The sequence below is a fragment of the Gilliamella sp. Imp1-1 genome (genome assembly GCF_001690415.1).
GTDB classification, from domain to species: domain Bacteria; phylum Pseudomonadota; class Gammaproteobacteria; order Enterobacterales; family Orbaceae; genus Gilliamella; species Gilliamella bombi.
The window spans coordinates 51,991-76,600 of sequence record NZ_LZHK01000130.1; the positions used below are offsets into that span (position 1 = coordinate 51,991).

General features: G+C 35.4%; 22 protein-coding genes and 1 riboswitch. Of the genes, 13 read left to right on the plus strand and 9 right to left on the minus strand.

The features are described from left to right. Positions 1-216 precede the first annotated feature (216 nt). On the minus strand, positions 217-2,907 hold the full coding sequence (rne, locus tag A9G38_RS10805) for a ribonuclease E (protein WP_034910385.1): 2,691 nt from the start codon (positions 2,905-2,907) through the stop codon (positions 217-219). 741 nt (positions 2,908-3,648) lie between these two features. On the opposite strand from rne, the gene syd reads away from it, so the two are divergent. From syd to A9G38_RS10840, 7 genes are all read left to right on the plus strand, one after another. Beyond that, positions 3,649-4,182 carry a SecY-interacting protein gene (gene syd, locus A9G38_RS10810; protein WP_034910383.1) on the plus strand — a complete coding sequence of 178 codons (534 nt, stop codon included), beginning with the start codon at positions 3,649-3,651 and terminating at the stop codon, positions 4,180-4,182. A gap of 119 nt (positions 4,183-4,301) precedes the next feature. Further along, positions 4,302-5,477, plus strand: a complete 1,176-nt coding sequence (locus A9G38_RS10815; protein ID WP_034910379.1) for an amino acid aminotransferase — start codon at positions 4,302-4,304, stop codon at positions 5,475-5,477. Between the two features lie 288 nt (positions 5,478-5,765). Then, a complete protein-coding gene (purB, locus tag A9G38_RS10820) occupies positions 5,766-7,127 on the plus strand; it encodes an adenylosuccinate lyase (RefSeq protein WP_034910376.1) in 1,362 nt (453 codons plus the stop codon). Beyond that, on the plus strand, positions 7,124-7,648 hold the full coding sequence (locus tag A9G38_RS10825) for a GNAT family N-acetyltransferase (protein ID WP_051634153.1): 525 nt from the start codon (positions 7,124-7,126) through the stop codon (positions 7,646-7,648). The genes purB and A9G38_RS10825 overlap by 4 nt, the downstream gene beginning before the upstream one ends. Further along, the gene (locus tag A9G38_RS10830) at positions 7,645-8,427 is read left to right on the plus strand and encodes an amino acid ABC transporter substrate-binding protein (protein ID WP_034910374.1); all 783 of its coding nucleotides are present in this window, start codon (positions 7,645-7,647) and stop codon (positions 8,425-8,427) included. Before A9G38_RS10825 ends, A9G38_RS10830 begins: the two co-directional genes overlap by 4 nt. Next, the gene (locus A9G38_RS10835; RefSeq protein WP_034910372.1) at positions 8,424-9,095 is read left to right on the plus strand and encodes an amino acid ABC transporter permease; all 672 of its coding nucleotides are present in this window, start codon (positions 8,424-8,426) and stop codon (positions 9,093-9,095) included. Before A9G38_RS10830 ends, A9G38_RS10835 begins: the two co-directional genes overlap by 4 nt. Before the next feature lie 11 nt (positions 9,096-9,106). Further along, positions 9,107-9,859, plus strand: coding sequence for an amino acid ABC transporter ATP-binding protein (locus A9G38_RS10840; protein ID WP_034910370.1), 753 nt, complete (start codon positions 9,107-9,109; stop codon positions 9,857-9,859). A 37-nt stretch (positions 9,860-9,896) separates the two neighbouring features. Here A9G38_RS10840 and A9G38_RS10845 read toward each other — a convergent pair whose 3' ends face one another. Continuing rightward, positions 9,897-11,255, minus strand: coding sequence for an MmgE/PrpD family protein (locus A9G38_RS10845; RefSeq protein ID WP_051634152.1), 1,359 nt, complete (start codon positions 11,253-11,255; stop codon positions 9,897-9,899). A 235-nt stretch (positions 11,256-11,490) separates the two neighbouring features. Between A9G38_RS10845 and folK the strand changes: the two genes are divergently transcribed. The 3 genes from folK to gluQRS all read left to right on the plus strand — a co-directional run bounded on the left by folK (position 11,491) and on the right by gluQRS (position 13,491). Further along, positions 11,491-11,976 carry a 2-amino-4-hydroxy-6-hydroxymethyldihydropteridine diphosphokinase gene (gene folK, locus A9G38_RS10850; RefSeq protein WP_034910368.1) on the plus strand — a complete coding sequence of 162 codons (486 nt, stop codon included), beginning with the start codon at positions 11,491-11,493 and terminating at the stop codon, positions 11,974-11,976. Positions 11,977-12,111: 135 nt separating this feature from the next. After that, positions 12,112-12,567, plus strand: a complete 456-nt coding sequence (gene dksA, locus A9G38_RS10855) for an RNA polymerase-binding protein DksA (RefSeq protein ID WP_034910366.1) — start codon at positions 12,112-12,114, stop codon at positions 12,565-12,567. 33 nt (positions 12,568-12,600) lie between these two features. Next, complete coding sequence (gene gluQRS / locus A9G38_RS10860; RefSeq protein WP_034910364.1) at positions 12,601-13,491, plus strand: tRNA glutamyl-Q(34) synthetase GluQRS; 891 nt, start codon at positions 12,601-12,603, stop codon at positions 13,489-13,491. Here gluQRS and moaA read toward each other — a convergent pair. The 5 genes from moaA to nirB form a co-directional block, all read right to left on the minus strand. Then, positions 13,471-14,445 carry a GTP 3',8-cyclase MoaA gene (gene moaA, locus A9G38_RS10865; protein ID WP_034910362.1) on the minus strand — a complete coding sequence of 325 codons (975 nt, stop codon included), beginning with the start codon at positions 14,443-14,445 and terminating at the stop codon, positions 13,471-13,473. The two genes, gluQRS and moaA, sit on opposite strands and share 21 nt — an antisense overlap. Beyond that, positions 14,442-14,563, minus strand: a riboswitch (molybdenum cofactor riboswitch). (Overlaps the previous gene by 4 nt.) A gap of 400 nt (positions 14,564-14,963) precedes the next feature. After that, a complete protein-coding gene (gene cysG, locus A9G38_RS10870) occupies positions 14,964-16,337 on the minus strand; it encodes a siroheme synthase CysG (RefSeq protein WP_034910360.1) in 1,374 nt (457 codons plus the stop codon). Positions 16,338-16,566: 229 nt separating this feature from the next. Further along, positions 16,567-17,334 (minus strand): nitrite transporter NirC, encoded by a 768-nt coding sequence (nirC, locus tag A9G38_RS10875; RefSeq protein WP_034910359.1) that lies wholly within the window; start codon positions 17,332-17,334, stop codon positions 16,567-16,569. Between the two features lie 27 nt (positions 17,335-17,361). Further along, entirely contained in the window at positions 17,362-17,694 is a 333-nt protein-coding gene (nirD, locus tag A9G38_RS10880; RefSeq protein ID WP_034910358.1) for a nitrite reductase small subunit NirD, read from the minus strand. Position 17,695: 1 nt separating this feature from the next. Next, a complete protein-coding gene (gene nirB / locus A9G38_RS10885) occupies positions 17,696-20,218 on the minus strand; it encodes a nitrite reductase large subunit NirB (RefSeq protein WP_034910356.1) in 2,523 nt (840 codons plus the stop codon). Between the two features lie 207 nt (positions 20,219-20,425). Between nirB and A9G38_RS10890 the strand changes: the two genes are divergently transcribed. The 3 genes from A9G38_RS10890 (at position 20,426) to A9G38_RS10900 (ending at position 23,264) form a co-directional block, all read left to right on the plus strand. After that, positions 20,426-20,923 carry a MarR family winged helix-turn-helix transcriptional regulator gene (locus A9G38_RS10890; protein WP_034910353.1) on the plus strand — a complete coding sequence of 166 codons (498 nt, stop codon included), beginning with the start codon at positions 20,426-20,428 and terminating at the stop codon, positions 20,921-20,923. A gap of 74 nt (positions 20,924-20,997) precedes the next feature. Beyond that, complete coding sequence (locus A9G38_RS10895) at positions 20,998-22,110, plus strand: HlyD family secretion protein (protein ID WP_080702299.1); 1,113 nt, start codon at positions 20,998-21,000, stop codon at positions 22,108-22,110. Beyond that, the gene (locus A9G38_RS10900; RefSeq protein WP_202961528.1) at positions 22,107-23,264 is read left to right on the plus strand and encodes an ABC transporter permease; all 1,158 of its coding nucleotides are present in this window, start codon (positions 22,107-22,109) and stop codon (positions 23,262-23,264) included. Before A9G38_RS10895 ends, A9G38_RS10900 begins: the two co-directional genes overlap by 4 nt. 272 nt (positions 23,265-23,536) lie before the next feature. On the opposite strand, the gene A9G38_RS10905 is transcribed toward A9G38_RS10900, so the two are convergent. Both A9G38_RS10905 and A9G38_RS10910 read right to left on the minus strand, forming a co-directional pair. Continuing rightward, entirely contained in the window at positions 23,537-23,839 is a 303-nt protein-coding gene (locus tag A9G38_RS10905) for a hypothetical protein (RefSeq protein ID WP_034910350.1), read from the minus strand. Between the two features lie 236 nt (positions 23,840-24,075). Beyond that, positions 24,076-24,610, minus strand: a 535-nt coding sequence (locus A9G38_RS10910) for an IS30 family transposase (protein WP_141671804.1), incomplete at its 5' end; no start/stop codon positions are given.

Below are 24,610 nucleotides of genomic sequence, written 5' to 3' on the forward strand. Positions count from 1 at the left end.
AATCACTGTATGCATCCAAAAAACTTAAATTATTAATGTTAAATGTTGAGTGAGGGCTAAAATAAACTAAACAAAAACTAATCTGAGCTAATACGCAGATAATAAACAAAAACGTTACTATTTTCTTAAAAATATAGATAATCATTATTTATCTTTATCGCTATTATAATTAATTAAAACACGGCGACATAACCACGCCACCGTGTATTAATCTATTTATTGATTATCCAGTATTACTGGTTTACTTGCTGCAGCATAAGCATGATCCTGAGCACTTAAACCGCCAGCATTACCTTTACCTTCAAAATGATAATCTGATTCTTCACGCGATTTTATTTCAACATCATAAGTCACATATTCTGGTGCAGGTGCTTTAGTCATTGCTGATGAAGAATAACCTATTGAGTGTGAATCATTAATTACAAGATCACTATCATTTTTCTCATTAACGGTAAAATTCTCATGAGCACTTACAAATAAGGGAGCTTTTGATACCTCATTAACACTAGCAGTACTATTTACATCTTCCTCATTTTTAACAATAACAGGGAGTAAAAGCGATGGAATGACAGGTACCACATTATGTGGTTCATAATTAGCTATTTGACTGTAATCAACAACAACACGACCTAAAGCTAATTCCAATGATGCTGCTGCAAACGGTAATGGTACTGGAGACTGTTTTAATTCTACATTACGAACACGGCGTTTATTACGTTGGCCATTCATTCGTAAATGTCTTGAAGTACGGCGCTGACGTTTCGGTTGAATTTCCGATACAATATTGCCCTCAGCCGATTCTGAGACAATAACAGGCAATAGTAAAGAAGGAATAATTACCCGTTCTTGTTCAGTCTGCACCGTGGCAGTAGCATTACTATTTTTCACACGAACACTTTTAGTTAATGCTCGTTGTTGACGTCTTGGCTTAGCCTCACGCAGTTTGGGTTGTACTACTTCCTCGACAACTTTATCTGCCTTAAAATTATTCTCAGAGTTTGCTAAATTAGTATTTGAATTACTATTTTGTTTAGCTCTGCGATTATTATTTCGACTTGATTCTTTAACCTCGTCAATATTACCTGCTGCAACAAAATTACCATTATTAGCAGCATTGTTGTTTCGGTGATTACGTTGACGTCGATTGTTTGAACGTTGATTATCCCGTCTTTTAGTTGGTCTTGTTTTAACTTCTGGCTGAGGTTCTACTTTTTCAGTAACAAACAGTTTACGTAATTTACCAAATAACCCACTAAACAGACCGCCTGATTTTTTAGTTTTTGACTCTACCTTTTCTTTTGGTGCTACACATGCTTCAACTTTAGGGCCTGATAATACAGCTTGTTCAACAATAACTTCAACAGCTTGTTGCTCTTCTTCCTCTTCCTCAAGTTCACGAATCAATTTTGGAAGATTATAACTCAGTACATCTGTTTCTTCGCCTCTACGCTTACGAATCACCTTATACAATGGGGTTTCCATCTCTTCATCGCCAGCAATCACAATTTTGACATCAGGATGCATACTTTCAATATTGGTGATAGCACGACGTTTTTCGTTGAGTAAGTAGCTTGCTATTGGCACAGGAACAATAACATCGATTTGTACTGTATTATCTTTCATTGCTTCTTCTTGAATCAATCGAAGAATAGATAAAGACAATGAGTTATTGTCCCGAACTGTACCTGTACCTTGACAACGAGGACAAATATGATGCGTTGCTTCACGTAATGAAGGACTTAAACGTTGGCGCGACATTTCAAGTAAACCAAAGCGTGAAATTCGCGTAGTTTGAATTCGTGCACGATCGGTTTTCATCGCTTCTTTTAAGCGATTTTCTACCTCACGCTGATTACGGACTGGTGTCATATCAATAAAATCGATAACAATCAAACCACCTAAATCACGTAAGCGTAGTTGACGAGCTATTTCTTCGGCTGCTTCAAGGTTAGTATTAAATGCTGTTTCTTCAATATCACTACCACGAATGGATTTAGCCGAGTTAATATCAATTGCTGTAAGCGCTTCTGTAGCATCAATAACGATTGAACCACCAGAAGGTAAGCGAACTTCTCGCTGGAATGCCGATTCAATCTGCCCCTCAATTTGGAAATGATTAAATAATGGCACATCACCCTCATAAAGCTTTAAGCGACTAATATACTCAACACGTCCCAAATCAGCTAAACGTTTTTTAGCAATCTCAAGTACTTTAGGATTATCAATTAAAATATCACCAACATCATCACGCAAATAATCACGAAACGCACGAGTAATGATATCACTTTCTTTATGAATCAAGCTTGGTGCAGGATGTTTTTTGGCTTCGTTTTGAATTGCTGTCCAATAGTTAACTAATGCATCTAAATCTTGTTGCAACTCCTCCTGGCTTTTACCAACACCCGCCGTTCGAGCTATAACACCCATGCCTCTTGGCTTTTCAATTGCATCAATAATACGCTTAAGATCTGCTCTTTCTTCACCTTCTATACGGCGCGAAACACCGCCAGCACGAGGATCATTAGGCATCAACACCAAATAGCTACCAGCTAAACTAATATAGGTGGTTAAAGCCGCACCTTTTTTGCCACGAATCTCTTTTTCAATTTGGATAAGGACTTCTTGACCTTCCTGCAGATGTTTAATACTACGACGACCAGAAATATTAGATGGGAAATAGCTTTCAGCAATCTCTTTTAAAGGTAAAAAACCATCACGCTCACCACCATACGAAACAAAAGCGGCTTCTAAACTTGGATTGATTTTAGTGATTTTACCTTTATAAATATTCGCTTTTTTTTGTTCATGTCCAAGGCTTTCGATATCTAAATCATACAATCGTTGACCATCAACAAGCGCAACTCGCAGCTCTTCTTGCTGGGTTGCATTGATTAGCATTCTTTTCATTATTCTACACTCTTGATTAATCTTAATTAACAGTAGGTAGAATCTTATTATTGATAAGTGATTATTTTAACAATGATGAATAATGGTACTTAACTAAATATTGGTATACAGCATTCATTATTTTATTTATGTTATTTTTGTTATTATTTTATGTGAACCTGATACCGCTTACACAACATCAATATCATACATTAAGTAACATGCTAAATTAAAAAGCACTAAATATTAAAAAAACCTAATTGTATAATTTATTGACACTATTAATACGGCTAATTTGCAAGCCTATGTTTCTTAATGGCTTTAGCAAATAAACTAAATCTTTATGCAATTGTTTAAAATAAACATATTATCTAATTATAATGATTCTACTTACGCTATTTTATTTTGAAAAACTGTAATGTCTAACGCCATTGCTGCATTACAAGGATAAAATTATCCGCCACTATTATTAACGTTTCAGTCAAGGATAGCAAGCAAATTAAACTGGCTATTTTACAAACAGTTAAGAATTCATTTTTAGTTATATTCAACTTGCTTTAACCACACAATAAATAACTTATTTAATTTGCTTAAATTTTTTACTGAAACACATAGTTACCTGAAACTTTTTTACAAAATTTTTTCTTACTAATTATCCCATTAACTAAAAATAAAACACTGATGCAATTATGCATAACAAAACTTAATCAGTATAATTAAGATAAAATAACATTATAATTTAAATATGAGATATATCTGTTTATGAACTCTGCCAATAAAATTGCCTTACTTAATTTTACTACTCGTTGGATTGAGCAATTCAAATACGCACCACAAAGCGAAGAACTACATGCCATCCCCTCGCCTTGTATTTTAAAAACTGACCATCTCACGGTATTTTGGCATCCATTCTTATTAGAGCCGCCAAGAGATCTATCGATTGTTGAACAAGTTATTGGTATCATTTTACATCCCTCTGCTCACATTTTTTATGGTACACAATATGCTGGTAATATGACGGCTAAATTTACCGACACAGATTTAACCTTAATTCAAGCATGGAACGATGATGACTTTTCAACTTTAGAACAAAATTTAATAGCTCATTTATCCCAACAAAAAAGATTAAAACGAACACCAACCATTTTTATAGCTACGACGGATGACAGCACAAAAATAATTTCATTAAACAATTTAACGGGCGAAATAGTAAAAGAGGACTTAATAACAGGAGAACTAACGACATTAACTAATGATTTGATTTCATTTTTTAATCAACTTACAGTTTTTCAGTAACTATAAGAACGTTAAAAATGTTTACAAAAATCTATTTTATCGTATACCTATTTGAAATTGTAACTTACAAAATAATGTGTATATAATGCAGTAATAATAATCAATTAAATAGGTGGATTATGTTTGAAAATTTGACAGCGGCACCAGCCGATCCCATTTTAGGGCTAGCAGACCTTTATAATAAAGATGAACGCACCAATAAAATTAATTTAAGTGTCGGTATTTATAAAGATGAAACGACCAAAACCCCTATTTTAGAAAGTGTCAGAAAAGCAGGGCATTTGTTACTAAATGACGAAACCACAAAAAGTTACTTTCCTATTGACGGTCTCAAATCCTTCAATATTGCAACGCAAACTTTGCTTTTTGGTAGTGAAAATGAACGAGCAAGAACTGCACAAGCACCTGGAGGAACAGGGGCTTTACGCATTATGGCAGACTTTTTAGCTCGTCGAACCAAAATAAAACGAGTTTGGGTTAGTAATCCAACTTGGCCAAATCATCGTAGTGTATTCCAAATGGCAGGCCTTGAAGTACGCGAATACCATTATTACAGTGCACAAACGTACACTCTTGATTTTGATGCCATGATGAGTAGCTTAAACCAAGTTACTGCTGGCGAAGCGGTATTATTCCATGGATGCTGTCATAACCCAACGGGTATCGATCCAACCCCAGAACAATGGCAAGCTATATCGAATCTTGCCTTAAAAAATGGTTGGTTACCACTGTTTGATTTAGCTTATCAAGGCTTTGGACAAGGTATAGAAGAAGACGTTTATGGGTTACGGTTATTTGCCAATAATCATCCAGAACTACTTATTGCAAGTTCATATTCTAAAAATTTTGGTTTATATAACGAACGAGTGGGAGCATTTACATTAATTGCGGCAAATGCTGAAATTGCCGATCGAGCCTTTAGTCAAGTCAAAACAATTATTCGAGCTAATTACTCAAACCCTCCTGCCCATGGCGCTAAAATCGTCTCTTATATATTAAACAATGAAGAATTAAAAGAAGAGTGGATCGATGAATTAACAAGTATGCGTCAACGCATTCACCGCATGCGACAACTATTTGTAAAAACCTTACAAGACAAAGGTGCAAATCAAGATTTTAGTTTTATTGCCAAACAAAATGGCATGTTTTCGTTCAGTGGTTTGAACGAAGAACAAGTACTAAAATTACGTAATGATTATGGCATTTACATCGTAAACTCAGGACGTATCAACGTGGCTGGTATGACATTAGATAACATGTCCAGACTTTGCGAATCAATTGTTGAAGTACTATAGAAATTTTAATAATAAACAGTCATAACAATAGAAACGCTCAAATAAAGGGTGTTTCTATTTACTTCCCCCTTTAAATTAATATGTTTTTTACTATAAAAAACAGGTTTAGATTTGGCATACATATCCTTATTAATCAAAAATTATTCTAATGATTACTTACACCTCCTCCTTTTTATTAGTATTTTATTCCATTTGGTTATATCAATAGAAAAACAGATTATTAGACGATACTCCAATAATTACTAATAATTATTGAGTAAGATAGTAACAATTATTGAGGATAGTTTGGTGGCGTCACATATTTTAGATTTTTTAATTTTGGGCAATAACTTTGGTACTAACGAAATGAGAGCAATTTGGTCAGAGACAAATCGCTTGCAAAAACAGGTGGATGTCGAAGTTGCTTTAGCTAAAGCGGAAGGCGAGTTAGGCGTTATTCCAATTGAAGCAGCCAATTCAATCATATCCAAAGCCGATGCATCTAAATTATCAATTGAACAAATTGCCGAAGAAGCAGCTAAAGCCAAACATTCGTTAATGTCAACAATTAATGCACTGCAAAAACAAGTCGGTGATGCGGGTCAATATATTCATTACGGCGCAACCACACAAGATATCGTCGATACTGCAACTGTTTTACAATTAAAACAATCTTTTACTGTAATTGAACGCGATAGCAAACTAGTGGCACTAGAACTAAAACGTTTAGCTAAAAAGTATCAGTATTTACCCATGGTTGGACGAACCCATGGCATGCAAGCACTCCCCACAACCTTTGGTTTTAAACTTGCCGTATGGTTAGATGAATTTATTCGGCACTTACAACGTTTAAGTGAAATCAAACAGCGAGTATTAGTCGGTAATATTAGTGGTGCAATTTGTACTTATGCCTCAATGGGCAAGTTAGGACCACAAGTTGAAACGCGTGCTTTAACAATACTGGGACTAAATACCCCTAATATCGGTTGGCAAGCAGCTCGTGACCGTTTTTCTGAATATGCATCAGTCATTGCGCTAATTAGTGGCACATTAGGTAAAATGGGCAATGAATTTTACAACTTAATGCGTACCGAAATTAACGAAGTTGAAGAACCGTTCTCGGAAGGAAAAATAGGTTCAACTACCATGCCGCATAAACGCAACCCAGCGGCATTAGAAGGTTTAGCCAGTTTGACAGCTCCACTTTTAAAAAGTGTCGCATTAATTCACGAATCAATGAAAGTTGAACATGAACGCGATGCCATGAGTTGGCGAGCCGAATGGATCGCACTACCAGAAATTAACCTTTATATTTCAGCACAATTACAGACAGCCCTTGCCGTACTTAAAGGACTTAAAATCAATGCAGAAAAAATGTTGATCAATTTATCACTACAAAATGGTTTACTACTATCTGAAAAAGTGATGTTTGAAATCGGCAAACGATTAGGCAAACAAACTGCACATAATTTAGTTTACCAAAGCGCCATGAAAGCATTTGAACAAAATCGACCATTTAAAGATATATTATTAGAAGATCCACGTTTAAATAAAGAATTCACCGAATCCGAACTTAATGCTTGGTTAGATCCAATTAGCTATATTGGCTCTGCACCTGAAAAAGTAGCACAAGTTATTCAATATGCTGAACAGTGTGGAGTATTAGCATGAGCTTTCGCTTAATCACTCATAAAGACATTCCTGCTTATCAGGCGCTATTGCATAATGCTTATCAATCCACCACTCAATTAGGCATCCATTTTGTCGCAGCAACAGTCACGCAATCGCAAATTGCTGACCATATTAATTCCAATGCCGTGTATCTATTTGAAAAAGAAGGTGATCTACTATCAACCTTAAGTATTCGCTTTCCATGGGGTAATAACCCAGGACCTTATGGGTTACCGCATTTAGGTTGGTTTGCAACAGCGCCACAATATAAAGGCAAAGGTTATGGTAATGCATTATGGGATTTTGTTGAACAGCAAATTCTAATTAACCAACTAAAATTACCTGCTGTCACGTTAGGCACTGCTGCAAATCATCCATGGCTTGCCCAAACTTATATTAATAGAGGCTATAAAAAAATAGGGCAAGCTAATTTAACACCCGATCATACCACCCTTTATTTTGAAAAAATCTTAAATCATAAAAACTATACCGAATGGAAAAAAAGGAGTAATAAACTATGAAAAAAATAAGCAAGTTACTGTCCGCTCTATTATTAACTAGCCTAGCCTTAATTGGTTGTGATAATAAATCCAATCATCAAGTAACAGAGCAAAATGTCATTAAAGTGGGCTCGACAGGACAAAGCTATCCAAACGGTTATAAACAAGATGGCAATTTAGTCGGATTTGATGTTGAAGTTACTGAAGCAATTGCTAACGAATTAGGCTATAAAGTCGAATGGATCATTGCTGAATTTGGTGGTTTAATGGGGCAATTTGATTCAGGGCGTTTAGATACTATTGCCAATGCAGTTGCGGTTACAGATGCTCGTCAAGCCAAATATGATTTTTCCAATACCTATAGCCTTTACGGTAGCCAAATTGTTACCCACAAAGATAACAACGATATCAATCAATTATCTGATTTTAAAGGTAAAACCATTGCTGGTGTGCTAGGCTCAAATCATATAAACAATCTAAAAAAAGCCTTTCCTAGCAACGAAATAACAATCAAGACCTATGAAACACGAGATGGTGCAATGTATGACACTGAGTATCGACGAGTTGATGGTTATGTCAATTCTAAGCCAATATTACTGGCTGAAATTAAGCGTAAAAACCTACCGTTTAAATTAGTGGGTGAGCCAATTACTATTGAGCACGTTGCTTTTCCATTTAGTAAAGATGAAAAAGGCCAAGCACTACGTGAAAAATTCAATCAAGCCATCGAAAAGTTACGCACCAATGGCACATTGAAAAACCTTGCAATTAAATATTTTGGTGAAGATATTACCCTATGAATTTTAATGTAAACTATTTTTTAAGTGTATTTCCGCAGATATTACCTTATCTGCCTGTTACACTTTTTATTACCATCATATCGATTATGTTTGCCATTATATTTGGACTTGCGATTGCACTATTACGTAGCAATAAAATAATCATTATCGATTCGTTTTTTGCACTGTTTATTTCACTGTTTCGAGGAATACCTTCTGTTGTTTTACTGTTTATTATTTATTATGGATTACCACAAATTTTTCCTGTTTTAAAACAAATGGGCGCTACAACAGCAGCCATTATCTGCTTCAGTTTAAAATATTCGTCCTATTTAGCTGAAATTTTCCGAGCAAGTTTAAAGTCCGTTGATCAGGGGCAGAAAGAGGCAGGAATAACCGTTGGTTTAAGTAAAATACAAGTTTATCGGGGTATTATACTACCACAAGCTATGGTCAATGCCCTACCAAACGCCGGTAATATGTTCATTTCATTACTTAAAGATTCGTCTGTTGCCTTTTTTGTTGGCGTGCAAGAACTATTAGCATCGGGGAAAATGTTAACTGCTAACTCATTCCTCTACTTCGAAACCTATCTAGCTGTAGGTATTGTTTACTGGCTAACTGTTGTTGCCTATTCTTGGATACAAAAACAATTAGAGCAAAAGCTCAGTATACCTTATCATCGTTAAGGAGTAAGGTTATGATTTCTGTTTCGCATTTATCTAAACGTTTTGCAAATAATGAAGTATTAAAAGACATCAACTTAAATATAAAACAAGGTGAAGTTGTTGCCATTATTGGCCCATCAGGCTCAGGAAAATCAACTCTGTTACGTTGTTTAAATTTACTAGAAAAACCAAATACAGGCACTATCAAAATAGGAACTGTATCACTTAATAGTAAGCATTATAGTATTAAAGAAGAAAGCAACTTACGAAAACAGTCCGCTATGGTTTTTCAACACTATAATTTATTTAAAAATAAAACAGCATTAGAAAATATAACTTATCCATTAATTGTTGGTCAAAAAATGGATAAAAACAAAGCAAAACAACAAGGATTATCATTATTAGAACGAGTCGGTATGTTGCCATACGCAACACAATATCCCATCACTTTATCGGGTGGTCAACAACAACGTGTTGCAATTGCAAGAGCTTTAGCTGTTAAACCAAATGTATTATTATTTGATGAACCGACTTCTGCACTCGATCCTGAGCGAGTACACGAAGTATTGCAAGTCATGCTACAGCTAGCAAAAGAACGTATTACTATGATTATAGTAACGCATGAAATGGAGTTTGCTAAGTACGTTGCAGATAGAATTATCTTTATGGCTGAAGGAATGATTATCGAAGAGGGATCAGCAAAATCAGTCATCGATAATCCTCAAAATGAAATTACGCAACGATTTTTACGCCAGCTAACTGACGAAATTGATTTTGAAATTTAGTTAAAAACTATACTAACTAATGATAATAATTTAATATTTAAAGAGTAAATAAATAAGATAATAGAAATTGACGAAAATCTAAACCTTTTGCTAGTTTATGAATGTCTGTTAATAATTGCTCTGCTTTAGTTTGATCTTTAATCGCTGAATGCAATTTTAACGACATTTCAGTTTGGCTATATGGGTTTTTAGGAGAACCTTTGGGAATATCAATACGTTGACTTATCTTTTTACCATTTTTAAGAAAAATATCAATAATCACATAACGCCCATTATAAGCTTCTGGATGTGGCGTAAGTTGCGTTTGATAACTTCGTTTCATCTTCTGCATTAATTGTTTTATTGCATTTGAAATAGGTTGTGATGAAAACTGCTCAAAACTAAGTGGCAATCCTAAAAGAGTTAATGCTAAAACATATTCAGCCGAAAAACGTCCTTGCTGCGCCAATGAAGGGGTTTTATATATCAGTGCAGCATCACTATTTGGCGGTGCAAAATAAATAACAATATTATTAATATTATCAAATTCAAAGCTAAGATTTTGGTAAAGTAATTGACCCGCATCAGCAATATAAGCAGCAGCTGAACAATAAGAATAATTTTTAAACCATAATCCGGGATCCACAATCTTCCAAGTTTTACCCCAATGACTTAAATCAAAATGTGTATTACCTTGCCCATAAATAGCCAAAAAACCTAATTTATCATCTAAAAAATCCTGATCGGCATGTATACCAACTCTTAACCATTCAACGGATTGTACAGCATGCTGTGCTGCTAGTCCTGCATGTAAAAATTTGATCGGAGTACCCATTAACAAACGCATTCCTGATGCTTGTGTAGCTGCTAATGTTAATGCCTGTGATAAAAAAGGTTCATCATAGAGATAACAAATAGCAGCAGTGGCAGCAATTCCACCCAAAGTAATAGTTGCATGCCAACCTTTTTCATAATGCTGTGGATTAACACTTTTACCCAACAAAGCCATCACTTCGATACCAATAACATAAGCCGTTAAAAAACGCCGACTATCAACCTTTTGTTCAATACTATCTAATCGAACACTAGCAATAAGAGCGGATAAAATAACGGCTGAGGGGTGACCTCTAACATCTGAATGTACATCATCATAATCTAAACAATGCGCTTGGAAGCCATTAAAAAGTGCTGCTTGCCTTGCCGTAGCTAACTTTTTTTGACCAATCAGCAAAGCTCTAGTATTTCCACCCTCATCTGCTATCCATGCTAGTAATTTATGAACATCATCTTCCTGACAAGCTTGTAAACTACAGGCAAAATAATCGGTTATCCCCTTGATAGCACAATCAATAACTTGAGGATCACTGATTATTGAAGTATTTTTTATTAAAAAACTTAATTGTTGACCTGAATTCATTTTATATTCTCAATAAATACAATAACTAATAAAAATAACCATTTAATAAAATAATTTGCTTTACCATAGGTAACATAATGAAAAATAGATAAAAAGTTAAAGATTATATGGTTATATTTTTATAACACAAAGTCATAAGCATGAATCTATTTATATAATCATTCTTGGCAATTGTTTTATGTGCTAAGATATTGCCATTCAATTATATTTAATATCACAAAAAATAAGTCTAATTATGTCAATTTGTTATGTTGCTTTAGGGAGCAACCTTGAAGATCCGTTTGCACAAGCTAATCGTGCTATTGAATCATTACGCTGTTTGCCTAGCACAAAAGTGGTAGATATTTCACCATTTTACCGAAGTAAGCCCTTAGGGCCACAAGATCAAAATGATTATCTTAATGCAGTAATTAAACTGACGACAAGCTTATCACCTATAGCATTGCTTGATGAACTACAAGCAATTGAAAAAGCACAAGGACGCGTACGCAAAGATAATCGTTGGGGTGCTAGAACCCTAGATTTAGATATTTTACTTTATGATGACTTAGTCATTAATAATGAAAGACTTACTATCCCTCATTATCATATGAAAAATAGAGAATTTGTACTCTATCCACTATTTGATATCAGTCCTGAACTTATTTTCCCCGATAACGACAAATTGTACGATTTAGTAGCTAAATGCCCTGAAAATGGATTAAAAAAGTGGAATAATTAATTATCTTTATTAATAACATATAGTTGTACTATTTTTTTATTTTTTAATTATAAAAATGATAAAAAAAATTTGCCAAAGGCTGAATTATTGCTATAGTTTAGCGCTTTCAAATAATCTTTACTTAAGGGGATTGCAGTGAAAAAGGAACAAAAAGTAAATACATCTTCTCTTAGCCTGCTTTCAATTGCTGGGCTTGAGCCTTATAAAGAGGCAAAAGGCGAGGAGTACATGAACCCTAAGCAATTGAAACATTTTAAACTTATTTTAGAAGCTTGGCTAACTCAGCTACAAGGTGAAATGGGAAAAACAGTTACGCATATGCAAGATGAAGCAGCGAACTTTCCAGATCCGGCTGACCGAGCAACACAAGAAGAAGAATTCAGCCTTGAATTACGCGCTCGAGATAGAGAAAGAAGGCTCATCAAAAAAATTGAAAAAACGTTAAAGAAAATCGAATCAGACGATTTTGGTTATTGTGAATCTTGTGGTGTTGAAATTGGAATTCGCCGTTTAGAAGCAAGACCAACAGCCGATTTATGTATTGATTGTAAAACGCTTGCTGAACTTCGCGAAAAACAAATGGGTATGTGATCCCAGTTTTATCTATCATTCCAAATCAGACCTATGCATTATATCGGTCGTTTTGCCCCTTCGCCATCTGGACCATTACATTTCGGTTCGTTGGTAACGGCTCTTGGTAGTTATCTCCAAGCTAAATCTTGTCGTGGTAAATGGCTTGTCCGTATCGAAGATATCGACCCACCACGAGAAGTCAAAGGGGCATCATCACTTATATTAAAAACGCTTGAAGCGCTTAATTTATATTGGGATGATACAGTCTTGTATCAATCATCTTGCAGTGAGCGTTACCGCACTGTTTTAAAAACACTAATAGATAAACAACAAGCCTATTATTGTGACTGTACTAGACAACGAATTCAAAACCTAACAAATGGTATTTACGATAACTTTTGTCGTGAACGACATTTATCTATCAATAATAAGCAACAAGTTGCTATACGTTTAAAACAAAATCATCCTATTTTTCAATTTAAAGATCAGATTCGTGGCTTACAAACAGTTGAAAAAGCAAGTGCGCAAGAAGATTTTATTATTCACCGCAAAGACGGCTTATTTGCCTATAACTTAGTGGTAGTTTTAGACGATCATGAACAAGGAATTACCGAAATTGTTCGTGGCGCGGATCTTTTACCTGTTACTGCAAAACAAATCTCACTATATCAACTGCTTGGTTTTTCTGTGCCAAGTTACAGCCATTTACCACTAGTATTAGATAAAAATGGCAATAAACTATCAAAACAAAATCATGCTAGCCCGATTGATTTAAACAATTTTAAAGCGTTAACCGTCCAGGCTTTACAGTTTCTAGGGCAATGTGTGCCAGAAGATTGGCAAGACGCCACTCAAAAACAGTTACTAGATTGGGCTATACAACATTGGCAAGTTAACAATGTCCCAAAACAGAACAGCCAATTATCCACCGATATAAGATAAATTAGGGGTGAGCCCTACACGATGATTATGTAACAAATGCTTTTCTGGTTTAATCATTAATGAAGCAAGAATTCTTGCTTTTAATTGTTGTTTCTGTTCTGAGCTTTCCAACAAATCACGTAAATCAACCGCCGCATCACCAAATAAGCAGTAATGTAATTTACCGATAGATGATACACGTAATCGATTGCAACTTTTACAAAAATCTTTTGAATAGGGCATAATCAAACCAATTTTTCCTTGATAGTCGCTGTGCACATAAATCTTAGCAGGACCTGATAATGTTTTTTTGGGTTGTAACTCCCAACCCTGCGCAATTAGTTGTTTTTCAATAAAACTACCAGACAAGTGATAACGATTGAATGTATCGTTGCTTTCGCCTGTTTCCATAAGTTCAATAAAGCGCAACTCTACTGGAATATCTTTAATCCATAACAAATAATCATTTAAATTATCATTCATATTTTTCATCAAAACAGTGTTAATTTTGACTTTTTTTATACCTACTTCTAACGATTTATCAACACACTGCAGTAATTCTTTAAGCTTATCTTGACCAGTAATTAATTTAAATAAATGGGGAGTAAAACTATCGATACTAATATTAATCGCATTTAAACCAGCTTGATGCCAATGGTGAATATTTTTTAATAAACGCGAACCATTGGTCGTAATAGCGAGTTCTTTCACGCTGGGATAGGAAGATATGAGCGATAAGATATCAATAAAATCGCGACGCAAAGTGGGCTCACCACCCGTTAACCGAATTTTACGCACACCAAGTTCAGTAAATGTTGCAACAACATGATTAATTTCATTGAGCGACAAAAATTTATGTTTCTTGTTAGGCTGATAACCACGTGGTAAACAGTACTGACACTGAAAATTACACAGCTCGGTAATCGACAAACGCAGATATTGAAATCGACGCTGATAATTATCAACTAATTGCATATATACATTAAACACCTTATCCAAATCGGGAAGCATAACCATTTCTGCGTTATACCGCGGCTAATCCACCATATGAAAATATCACTTAGGTAAAAAAGCTTCAGAGTTTGATTCAGTCTAGCATAGGCTTTATTTTTTGACTATGAGCAAAGTGATTTTTATAACGTGTCTTCTTATTGAACAATTAAAACAGTAACGCTTTCCTAAAATAACACCGCCAAAACAAGAAAATTTTTATAAAAAATCCTCAGATAGATAATTGATTTTATTTTTTCGTTTTAAATTAAAATGAAACACTTATTGGGCGATGTTTCATTTTGTTAGTAGCGAATTTTGTTCTTTATTTTAGAAAAAAGCGCTTTTACTATCTAACTGCAATAGTGCGTATTTGCGATCTCCCTAGGCTTAGAGTCACATTATACTATGAACTGTTAATCGTATTTTATGCTTATATCAAACTCTTTTACACATTAAAAAGGCTCCATTAAAATATGGACAGATCAAACCTTTAGCACCCACTAACACTCAGAAAACCAATTTAGTTTTTCTCGTAATGCAACAACAGGCCCAATAATAATTAAACTAGGACTACAGGCTTGCAAAGATAATTGTGCTAAATCACATAACTGGCCTGATATTACTTTTTGTTTCGTTGTTGTGCCTTCTTCAACAATTACAATTGGCGTATTTGCATTCATACCGTATTTAATTAATTGTTTTTCGATGTTACTGGCTTGAGATAATCCCATATAAAAAACTAATGTTTGCTTTTCAGCGGCTAAACTCTTCCAGTCAAGGTGACTACCATCTTTCAAATGACCAGTAATTAAACGTACGCTATGAGCATAATCCCGATGCGTTAATGGGATCCCACTATATGCAGAACAACCTGAAGCTGCTGTAATTCCTGGTACTACAGAAAATGGAATATCGGCGTTAAATAATGTTTCGAGCTCTTCACCACCTCGACCAAAAATAAAAGGATCTCCACCTTTTAAACGTACAACACGCTTACCTTTTTTAGCTTGTTGTAAAAGAATCTGATTTATTTGTTCTTGAGGTACACAATGAAAACCTGCTCGTTTACCAACAAAAATACGTTGAGCATCGCGACGGGTTAGATTCATAATTTCATCCGATACTAATCTATCATAGACAATAATATCTGCTTGTTGGATTTGCTGTAATCCCTTTAAAGTCAACAAGCCCGCATCACCTGGACCAGCACCAACTAACACAACCTCACCACGGGAATCAAGTGATGTATCAAATAGCTCATTGGTGAGTTTTTCAACATAATCTGAATCGCTATTAGCAATCGCTTGAGCTAACCTATCATGAGAAAATAGCCTTTCCCAAAAACGACGACGTTCCGTCACTGTTTGATAGGTTGTTTTAACTTTATTACGTAAATAACCGGCATATTTAGCTAATTTGCCTAAATGTTGAGGTAAAATGGACTCTAGTTTTTCACGCAATAATCGAGCCAAAACAGGAGCATGCCCTTCTGAAGAGACAGCAACCATAATAGGGGAACGATCAATAATTGAGGGCATAATAAAACTCGCATCTTTTGGAGAATCAACCACATTACAAAAAATACGCCTTTTTTCCGTCTCAATACTCACTCTTTGATTAGTTTCCTGACAGTCTGTTGCCGCAATAACTAACCATTTATCATCCAGTAATTCAGCATTAAACTCCCCTTGAACTAAAACTAGTTGTTTTTGTTCATTCCAGCATATGAATTGCTCGTTAAATTCATGCGCATTGACAGTTAAGCGGGCACCAGCTTCAAGTAATAATCGAGCTTTACGTTCAGCAACTTCACCGCCACCGACTAATAAGCAATCACGGTTTTCTAGCTTACAAAATAAGGGGAAATAATCCATAACACCTCAAAATAAAACATTATCTGTTTAAAAATTTATTAACAACTAACCTCTAATAATAGAAATTTATTAATTATCCTATTGTTAATTGCTTCGTTATTTTTTTATCACTAATTATGATTAAAACCAAATGTAATCCTAATTAATTTAACGTCTTTGGGGGATTGCTTACCATGCTTTCCCCCCTTATATTGGTTATTTTAACCACATTTCCTGAATTAAACAGTTATTAAGGTCGATCTTCTTTGGGTGTTGAATACCAGTATCCCAGTCCCATAAATAATGCACCAGAAACAAGATTTCCTAATGAAACCCATAATAGATTATGACCAATTCCAGCTAATGTGTAAGCATCGCTATGATGACCAAACCACGAAAGTGAAAAAAGTGTCATGTTCGCAACGGAGTGTTCATAACCACAAGCAATAAATGCTAACAAACACCACCAAATAGCGATAAACTTTGCCGAACCTTCAACTCGATTAGCCATCCAAATCGCTAAACAAACTAACCAGTTACATAAAATACCCCTAAAAAATAATGCCGAAGCTGAAGCAGATGTTTTTGCTAAAGCCGCTGCATGAACCAAACTAGTATCCGTCGATAATAGGGGTGTTGCAGCATAAAAATACAATGCAGCAACAAAAATTGAGCCTAATAAATTTCCTAACCATGTTTGTGGCAATACTGTCCACATTTGAGTATTAGTAATTTTTTTGCATTTTACTCCTAGGGTTAAAAACATGGTATGCCCTGTAAATAATTCAGAGCCTGCAATTACAACCAACGTTAAAGCAATACCAAACGTTGCCCCCATAAGTAAAGGTCTTATTGATGGATCAACAAGGTTTCCTAAAGTAAAAATCAAAATAATACCTATTCCTACATAAGCCCCAGCCATAGCAGAACTTAGCCAAAAACCAAATGGGTTCGTTTTTGCCAAACGAACAATACGCGCAGCATTTGCTGCACATTTATTAATTGTCTCTGTATACATAATTAATTTATCCTTTTAAAAATACATTTAGCGCGACTTTACTTGTACGATCCCCTCGTCATTAACATCTACTTCATAATGAGGGATTGAATATTGTTCATCTTCCAAACAATAACCATCTTTTAAACGAAAGCGTTGCTTTTTAAGCGGACTTGCCACCCATAACTCATTTTCATGTTCTGCTATAATGCCTCGGGATAAAACACTTGCCTTAGCAAATGGATCAATATTACTAATCGCATAAAGCTCAGTATTATTATAAGGGCGAAAAATAGCCACATGATCATTACCAACAAGTGCACAAACTCCTGTGCCAGGTAAAATCTCATCAAGTTTACAAATAGTTATCCATTGACTCATATTATTCCCCTAACATTACTTTACGTTCTTCTGCTGTTGCTGGGCGATGCTGATCACGCTCAGGTACGATTTGGACATTCTCATCACGTTTGTTACTATTAATAAAATGAGAAAATCGAATTTGACCTTCTGTATTTTCAACAGCTTCCTTCCATTCACATACCATTAATTTACGTAAGCGTGTCATTTCACTTTCTAACTCAGCATTTATGCCTAATTTATCGTCAATAATAACACTACGTAAATAATCAATACCGCCATCTAAATTTTCAAGCCAGACTGACGTCCGTTGTAATTTATCTGCGGTACGAATATAAAACATAAGGAAACGATCAATATATCGAATTAGTGTATTTTTATCGAGATCAGCAGCAAGTAAATCAGCATGACGAGGCTTCATACCACCATTACCACACACATAAAGATTCCATCCCTTTTCAGTAGCAATAACACCAATATCTTTACCTTGAGCTTCGGCACATTCACGCGTACAACCTGATACGCCTAGTTTAAATTTATGTGGTGCACGAATGCCTTTATAACGGTTTTCTAGCTCAACGCCCAAACCAACACTATCTCCGACACCGAATCGACACCAAGTACTACCTACACAGGTTTTTGCCATTCTTAATGCTTTGGCATAAGCATGACCACTCTCAAAACCAGCCTCAATAAGCTCCTTCCAAATAGCTGGAAGATCGTCTTTTTGTGCTCCAAATAAGCCAATGCGCTGTGAACCAGTAATTTTAGAATAGAGCTGATATTTTTTAGCTATTTGACCAACAGCAATTAATCCTTCTGGAGTAATTTCACCACCAGCACTACGCGGAATTATCGAATAAGTACCATTTTTTTGAATATTACCTAAGAAAATATCATTACTATCTTGTAGAGGAATCAAATTATCTTTAAGAATATAATCATTCCAACATGAAGCTAATAAAGATCCGACGGTAGGTTTACAAATTTCACAGCCATAGCCTTTACCATGTTTCTTAATTACTTGCTCAAAAGACGTTAAGCCCTCAACACGGATAAGATGATATAACTCCTGACGAGAGTATTTAAAATGTCCGCATAATGCATGGCTGACCTCAATGCCTTGTTTAGCTAACTCTAAATTAAGAATTTGTGTAACAAGTGGAATGCAGCCTCCACACCCAGTCCCAGCTTTAGTTTCAGCTTTTATTGCTGCAACCGTATGACAACCAGCATTAATGGCATTAACAATTTTTTCTTTAGTCACATCAAAACAAGAGCAGATTTGTGCTGAATCGGGAAGCGCATCAACACCCATAGCTGGTTTTGCTCCTGCATGTGCAGGCAGTATCAGCGTATCTGGATGTTCAGGTAGATCCATATCATTAAGCATTAATTGCAATAAATTACTATAATCTGACGTATCGCCAACCAATACCGCACCCAAGAGTTTTTTATTATCATTCGAAACAACCAATTTTTTATAAACTGGCGTTGTTTCATCTAAATAAACATAACTATGACACCCTATTGTTTTTGCTTTAGCATCGCCAATGCTACCGACATCGACTCCCATCAGCTTTAGCTTAGCGCTCATATCGGCGCCTTCAAATTTATCTGTTTGTCCCATTAAATGCGCTAAGGCTATCTGAGCCATTTTGTAGCCCGGTGCAACTAAACCAAAAACCTTGTTTTGCCAACAAGCACATTCACCAATAGCATAAATATCAGGATCCGAAGTTTGGCAATAATCATTAATAACAATTCCCCCACGAGGACCAATTTCTAACTCGCATTTTTGAGCTAATTTATCATTTGCTCTAATGCCAGTTGAAAAAACAATAAAATCGACTTCAAGTGCCGAGCCATCCGCAAATTGCATGATTTTCCCAGCAGGTGTATGAATAATTTCTTGAGTATTTTTACTGGTGTGAACACCTACCCCCATCTCCTCAATTTTACGACGCAGTTGTTCTCCACCCTGAACATCCAACTGTTCGGCCATAAGCACTGGAGCAAACTCAACCACATGCGTTTCCATACCTAAGTTTTTTAAAGCTCCAGCTGCCTCAAGTCCAAGCAATCCACCACCCACAACAGCGCCTTTTTGACAATGCTTTGCACATTCCTGAATAGCATCAAGATCTTCAATCGTACGATAAACAAAACAATCCGAACCATTAGCTCCTTTAATCGGTGGTACCCAAGGATAAGATCCTGTCGCAATAATCAATTTATCATAAGCAACAATTCGCCCTTGTTGAGAGTGAATCTCCTTACGCTGACGATTAATTAAAATAGCCCGTTCATTAAGTAAGACTTTAATATTATTCTCTTCGTATAAACCTTCGCGAACAAGAGAAAGCGCTTCTGCTGTGTGACCAGAAAAATAAGAAGAAAGGTGCACCCGATCATAGGCAAGACGAGGTTCTTCACAAAAAATAGTAATATTGAATTGATTGGGCTGCATTTTATCAATTAACTCTTCAACAAAACGATGCCCAACCATCCCATTACCAATAACAACGAGGTTGGTTTTACTCATACATAACTCCAATTTTAATTTAATTAAATTGCTAAAAAATTTTAATTTAATAACATTGTATGAAACTGTGCATAGAATATAACTACCCTCAAGGATTACTACTTTAGTAGTACTTAAATATCAAACTTGCAAAAACGTACTTAAAATAATTGCTAATTTTAGCTAAATTAGTATAATTAGCCGACTAAATAAATTGAGTAATGATAATTGAATTACAATTCAAGAAAGCTTCCTTCACGTGAAACCATAGCTCGATCACAAAGATTTAACGATGACATCGTTGATGTTTCTGGTGTTGATCTGGTTTTGAGCTTAATAACAACTGCCGATTTAATTCGTGCTAATATCTATGCGCAATTAGATAAAGATTACGGCGTTTCTGAAGGTAAGTTTGCCTTATTGATGTCATTGTTTTCAGAAGGTGAAATCTGTACCAGTGATCTTGCTTTGCGCATTGGTGTAACACCAGCAACAGTATCAGTAATGGTTAAACGAATGCTGGCAGCGCCAGAGCCTTTAATCTCGATGGCAAAAAGTGGTGATGATGGTCGTTCTCGATTAATCGCTTTAACACATACAGGCGAAAAGCTGATTCAAAATGCATTACCCAATCACCTAAAATCAATTCGCGCTTTTGCACAAGTACTCAATTCGCAAGAACAAGAGTCTTTAATATTGATGTTACGTAAATTATTACGAAAATAACAGACTTTAATCATTAAAGTCCTTCATTTCACTTAAATAGTTAGCTGACTAAATAAATGGAAAATAAGCTGTATATGAAAAAAAATGTCAAAATTCCTGTTATCTTTTTACTCCTGCTAATCTTTGGCTCATTTTTAATCTTTTTAGGATCAAGAAATGATGCGGTCTCGGTTGCCAAAAGCATCAAATCTGGTGTATTAACTGCCGATGAGATTAATATTGCCTTTCAAAATGTCGGCGGAAAAGTCACCAAGCGATTTGTAGAAGAATCACAAATAGTAAAAAAAGGTGATCCTTTAATGCAATTAGAAGATATTGATACCAAACTAGCTATCGATCGACTACAAGCTTTAGTTGATAGCCAAAAGGCGGCAGTAAACCAAGAACAAAAAAATATTGAAATCACTGAAAGTGAAACCAACCTTTCAGAATTATCAACTTGGCGAAAAATAGAAGAAGTGCAAGCCAATTTAGAAGCAGCAAAATCGACTCGAAACCTAGCTAATACTGAATTTGATCGCCAAACCAAATTACGTAAGTCGGGGGGAAACTCGCAGTCACAACTTGATAATGCTCGTAATGTTTTTATTAATGCAAAAATGCAAGTTATTCAAATTGAAAGTCAACTTTCTACCTTAATGATTGGTGCGACGCCTGAACAAATTAGCCAATTTGAGCAAACAAAAAATGCAACAGGAATGACAATACAATCAATCTTAATTGCACGACAAAAACTGCTAAACCGCCAAAATCAATTAACACAGCTTCAATCACAACTCGCGCAAGGCGAAGCTGAATTAAAACAACTACAGCTTAATTATGATCGACTAACATTAAGAGCACCTGAAGATGGAAAAGTATTAAAACTTATGTTTGAAGATGGCGAAATGGTACCAAACGGTGCGCCAGCAGTCTTATTAGAAACCGATCGTAAATATATCGACATTTATGTAAATGAAAAAATGGTTAATGACTATCAACCAGGCACAACGGTTACAGCAAATGTAATTGCACTTAACAAAGAAGTAAAAGGAAAAGTACGTTTTGCCACCGCTGCGCCATCATTTGCTGATTTACGCATGACACGAGAACGAGGTCAAGCTGATTTAACCTCTTATCAAGTCAGAATTTACATAGAATCAATTCCTAAACTATTAACTGGAATGACACTTGAGGTTGAAAAATGATGCAAAACATCATTAAATCCATGCTTGAAGAGCTTGACGCCATGTTGTCTGGCCATTTTATACCTTATTATAAAGTTTCGCTTGGCTTAGCTGCTATTGTTTCGCTTGTTTTTTCAATTGTATTAAGTCATGGAGCTGTGTTTGAAGGAAAAATTGCAGTTATTGATCTTGATGGTTCTCATTATTCGACTGAATTAATTAGCAAAGTCAATACATCGCCTTATATTGAAGTGACAGAAGTAATAAGATCGCCAGTAAATCCAATAACATTGGTTTCACACGACCGTAATTTAGGTGTTTTATATATTCCTAAAGGTCTAGAAAAAAGCTTAAAAAAAGGCGATCAAACAGTACGCCTAGGCTATTTTGCTGATGATACAAACGATGCACAAAATGCCAAAGTACTACAAAGCCTAAATGAATATATTCCAGAATTGGGGGCTGAACTTAGTGTTGGCAAAGTTGCAGCATTAGGACTTGGTAAAGAAGGCCTTGAAGCAACTTTATCACCAATGCAACTTAAAACACGATATATGTTTAATCCTGCAAGCTCGTCCACAATATCGACGATTATATATTTTGTCTACTTTTTCTCGTCACTGACTTACGGCCTAACCTCATTAATGATTATTGGTCGCTTAAAAGTAACTGGCATGTGGGAACAAACAATAGAAAGAGGATTCTTACCTTTATTAGCAAAAACAATCCCTTATGCACTATTTTTTACAACAGCATTAACGCTTATCACAGCCATACTTGTTATATTTGGACAACTGCGTTTTGACGGTAACTATTTTGCTTTTGTACCGAGCATATTTATGACCGGATTAGCATTTGGTTGGCTAGGATTGTTACTGTCTTGGAAAACTAACAACCCAGGAGAAGGCGCTGGTCGAATGATTTTCTTAGTACCTCCAGGGTTTATCATGGGCGGTTCAACAATGGCTGTGGGAATAATGCCAATTTGGACTTACTATGTCAGCCATGCTTTCCCATTAGTTTGGTTATTTAAATTTTTCCGCGATTTTGCCATGCGAGGGCGTTCACTGATTGATATGTTAGCAACTTATGGGGCTTTCATCATCTATTTAACGATTATTGCTTTTGTCGTGATGATATTTGTTGAGCGAGCAAAAAAGACAGAAAAGAACTAATTTTTGTCAAAAACTTTCAGGTAACACCTACGTTTAAGTAAAAATTTGATACAACATCACATCTTTTTTACCCCCCTAGGTGAATTTTCACCCAGGGTGAAATTTATTATTGATACCTCCTTTTGTTTTGGAGTATCACAACAATAACTTGATAAAGCTGATGCTCACTAAAGCAACTTTTCCAATCACAAAATTTAGATAACCGTGCCAAATAAAATACTATTCACACAATAACTCAAATCACTTCCCCTATAAAAACTACCTTTAAGTTATCATCTAAACGATTCAAACCAAATTTCATCAAACTCTTCTTGATAACGCTGTAGTTTAAAATAAAGCGGAATACAAACTGCAATCACCGATAAAAAAGTACTCAAAACAATTATTGATAATATTTCCTTTAATTCAATATAATTAACAGCCAATAAAGCAACAATAGAATACAGGCAAAAAACAAGACTAAAAAAATAAACCGTTGGGAAAATCAATAATTCATCATTTTCTTCGATACGTTGGATGGTTCTATCCGATAATTGCATAATATAAATTTCATTACTTCCTTGCGCAGCAATCATTTGCCCCTTTTGTCCCTGATTTACCCCATCAGCAGCCAGTGCTAATGCAAGCCATGCATGGCTTTCGCTTAATTTACCTAAATTAAGATCTAATGGATAAACTTTATTTGGCGCAATTATAATTTCGCCATTAATATCAAAAAATGTCTCCTTTAAAATATTTAATGCAGAAGAAGATAAAGATGTCGTCCATAATTGATTAACTCGTTTCTTTTCAAACTGCTCGGCTTTAATTCCTAGATTACACCATGAAGTGCAATTTGTCTTAACTCCTTCGAATAAAAGGAGGCAGGGCTTTTAAACTTATGCCGTTTTCTTGGGCGTGTGTTCAATAGATATTGTATTTTCTTTATCTGTTCGTCGTCAACTAATGAAATGGCCGCTGACTTTGGTATAAACTGACGTATTAAGCCATTGGTGTTTTCATTTGTGCCTCTTTGCCAGCTTTTATAAGGCTCTGCAAAGTACACGGTAGTATTTAAATAATGCTCAATAGCATGATGATAATTAAATTCGGTTCCATTATCAAAGGTGATGCTTTTAACCATTTTTTCAAACGGCGTTAGCAATTTTATTATCATATCTCTCGTTTCGGAGGCGGTACGTTGATTGAGGCGCCCAATTAATACTAGCCCTGTTTTGCGTTCAACTAATGTCACCAATGCTTGCTTGTCTTTACGGCTAATAATCGTATCTCCCTCCCAATGTCCTCGCGTTTTCCTGCTTTCTACATAACTTGGACGTTGTGTAATTGACCGTTTATAACGGCGG

Bases quoted from the DNA above. Each gene is read 5' to 3' on its own strand.
- rne (WP_034910385.1), bottom strand. From the start codon at position 2,907: ATGAAAAGAATGCTAATCAATGCAACCCAGCAAGAAGAGCTGCGAGTT.
- syd (WP_034910383.1), top strand. From the start codon at position 3,649: ATGAACTCTGCCAATAAAATTGCCTTACTTAATTTTACTACTCGTTGG.
- A9G38_RS10815 (WP_034910379.1), top strand. From the start codon at position 4,302: ATGTTTGAAAATTTGACAGCGGCACCAGCCGATCCCATTTTAGGGCTA.
- A9G38_RS10825 (WP_051634153.1), top strand. From the start codon at position 7,124: ATGAGCTTTCGCTTAATCACTCATAAAGACATTCCTGCTTATCAGGCG.
- A9G38_RS10830 (WP_034910374.1), top strand. From the start codon at position 7,645: ATGAAAAAAATAAGCAAGTTACTGTCCGCTCTATTATTAACTAGCCTA.
- A9G38_RS10835 (WP_034910372.1), top strand. From the start codon at position 8,424: ATGAATTTTAATGTAAACTATTTTTTAAGTGTATTTCCGCAGATATTA.
- A9G38_RS10840 (WP_034910370.1), top strand. From the start codon at position 9,107: ATGATTTCTGTTTCGCATTTATCTAAACGTTTTGCAAATAATGAAGTA.
- A9G38_RS10845 (WP_051634152.1), bottom strand. From the start codon at position 11,255: ATGAATTCAGGTCAACAATTAAGTTTTTTAATAAAAAATACTTCAATA.
- folK (WP_034910368.1), top strand. From the start codon at position 11,491: ATGTCAATTTGTTATGTTGCTTTAGGGAGCAACCTTGAAGATCCGTTT.
- gluQRS (WP_034910364.1), top strand. From the start codon at position 12,601: ATGCATTATATCGGTCGTTTTGCCCCTTCGCCATCTGGACCATTACAT.
- moaA (WP_034910362.1), bottom strand. From the start codon at position 14,445: ATGCAATTAGTTGATAATTATCAGCGTCGATTTCAATATCTGCGTTTG.
- cysG (WP_034910360.1), bottom strand. From the start codon at position 16,337: ATGGATTATTTCCCCTTATTTTGTAAGCTAGAAAACCGTGATTGCTTA.
- nirC (WP_034910359.1), bottom strand. From the start codon at position 17,334: ATGTATACAGAGACAATTAATAAATGTGCAGCAAATGCTGCGCGTATT.
- nirD (WP_034910358.1), bottom strand. From the start codon at position 17,694: ATGAGTCAATGGATAACTATTTGTAAACTTGATGAGATTTTACCTGGC.
- nirB (WP_034910356.1), bottom strand. From the start codon at position 20,218: ATGAGTAAAACCAACCTCGTTGTTATTGGTAATGGGATGGTTGGGCAT.
- A9G38_RS10895 (WP_080702299.1), top strand. From the start codon at position 20,998: ATGAAAAAAAATGTCAAAATTCCTGTTATCTTTTTACTCCTGCTAATC.
- A9G38_RS10900 (WP_202961528.1), top strand. From the start codon at position 22,107: ATGATGCAAAACATCATTAAATCCATGCTTGAAGAGCTTGACGCCATG.
- A9G38_RS10905 (WP_034910350.1), bottom strand. From the start codon at position 23,839: ATGATTGCTGCGCAAGGAAGTAATGAAATTTATATTATGCAATTATCG.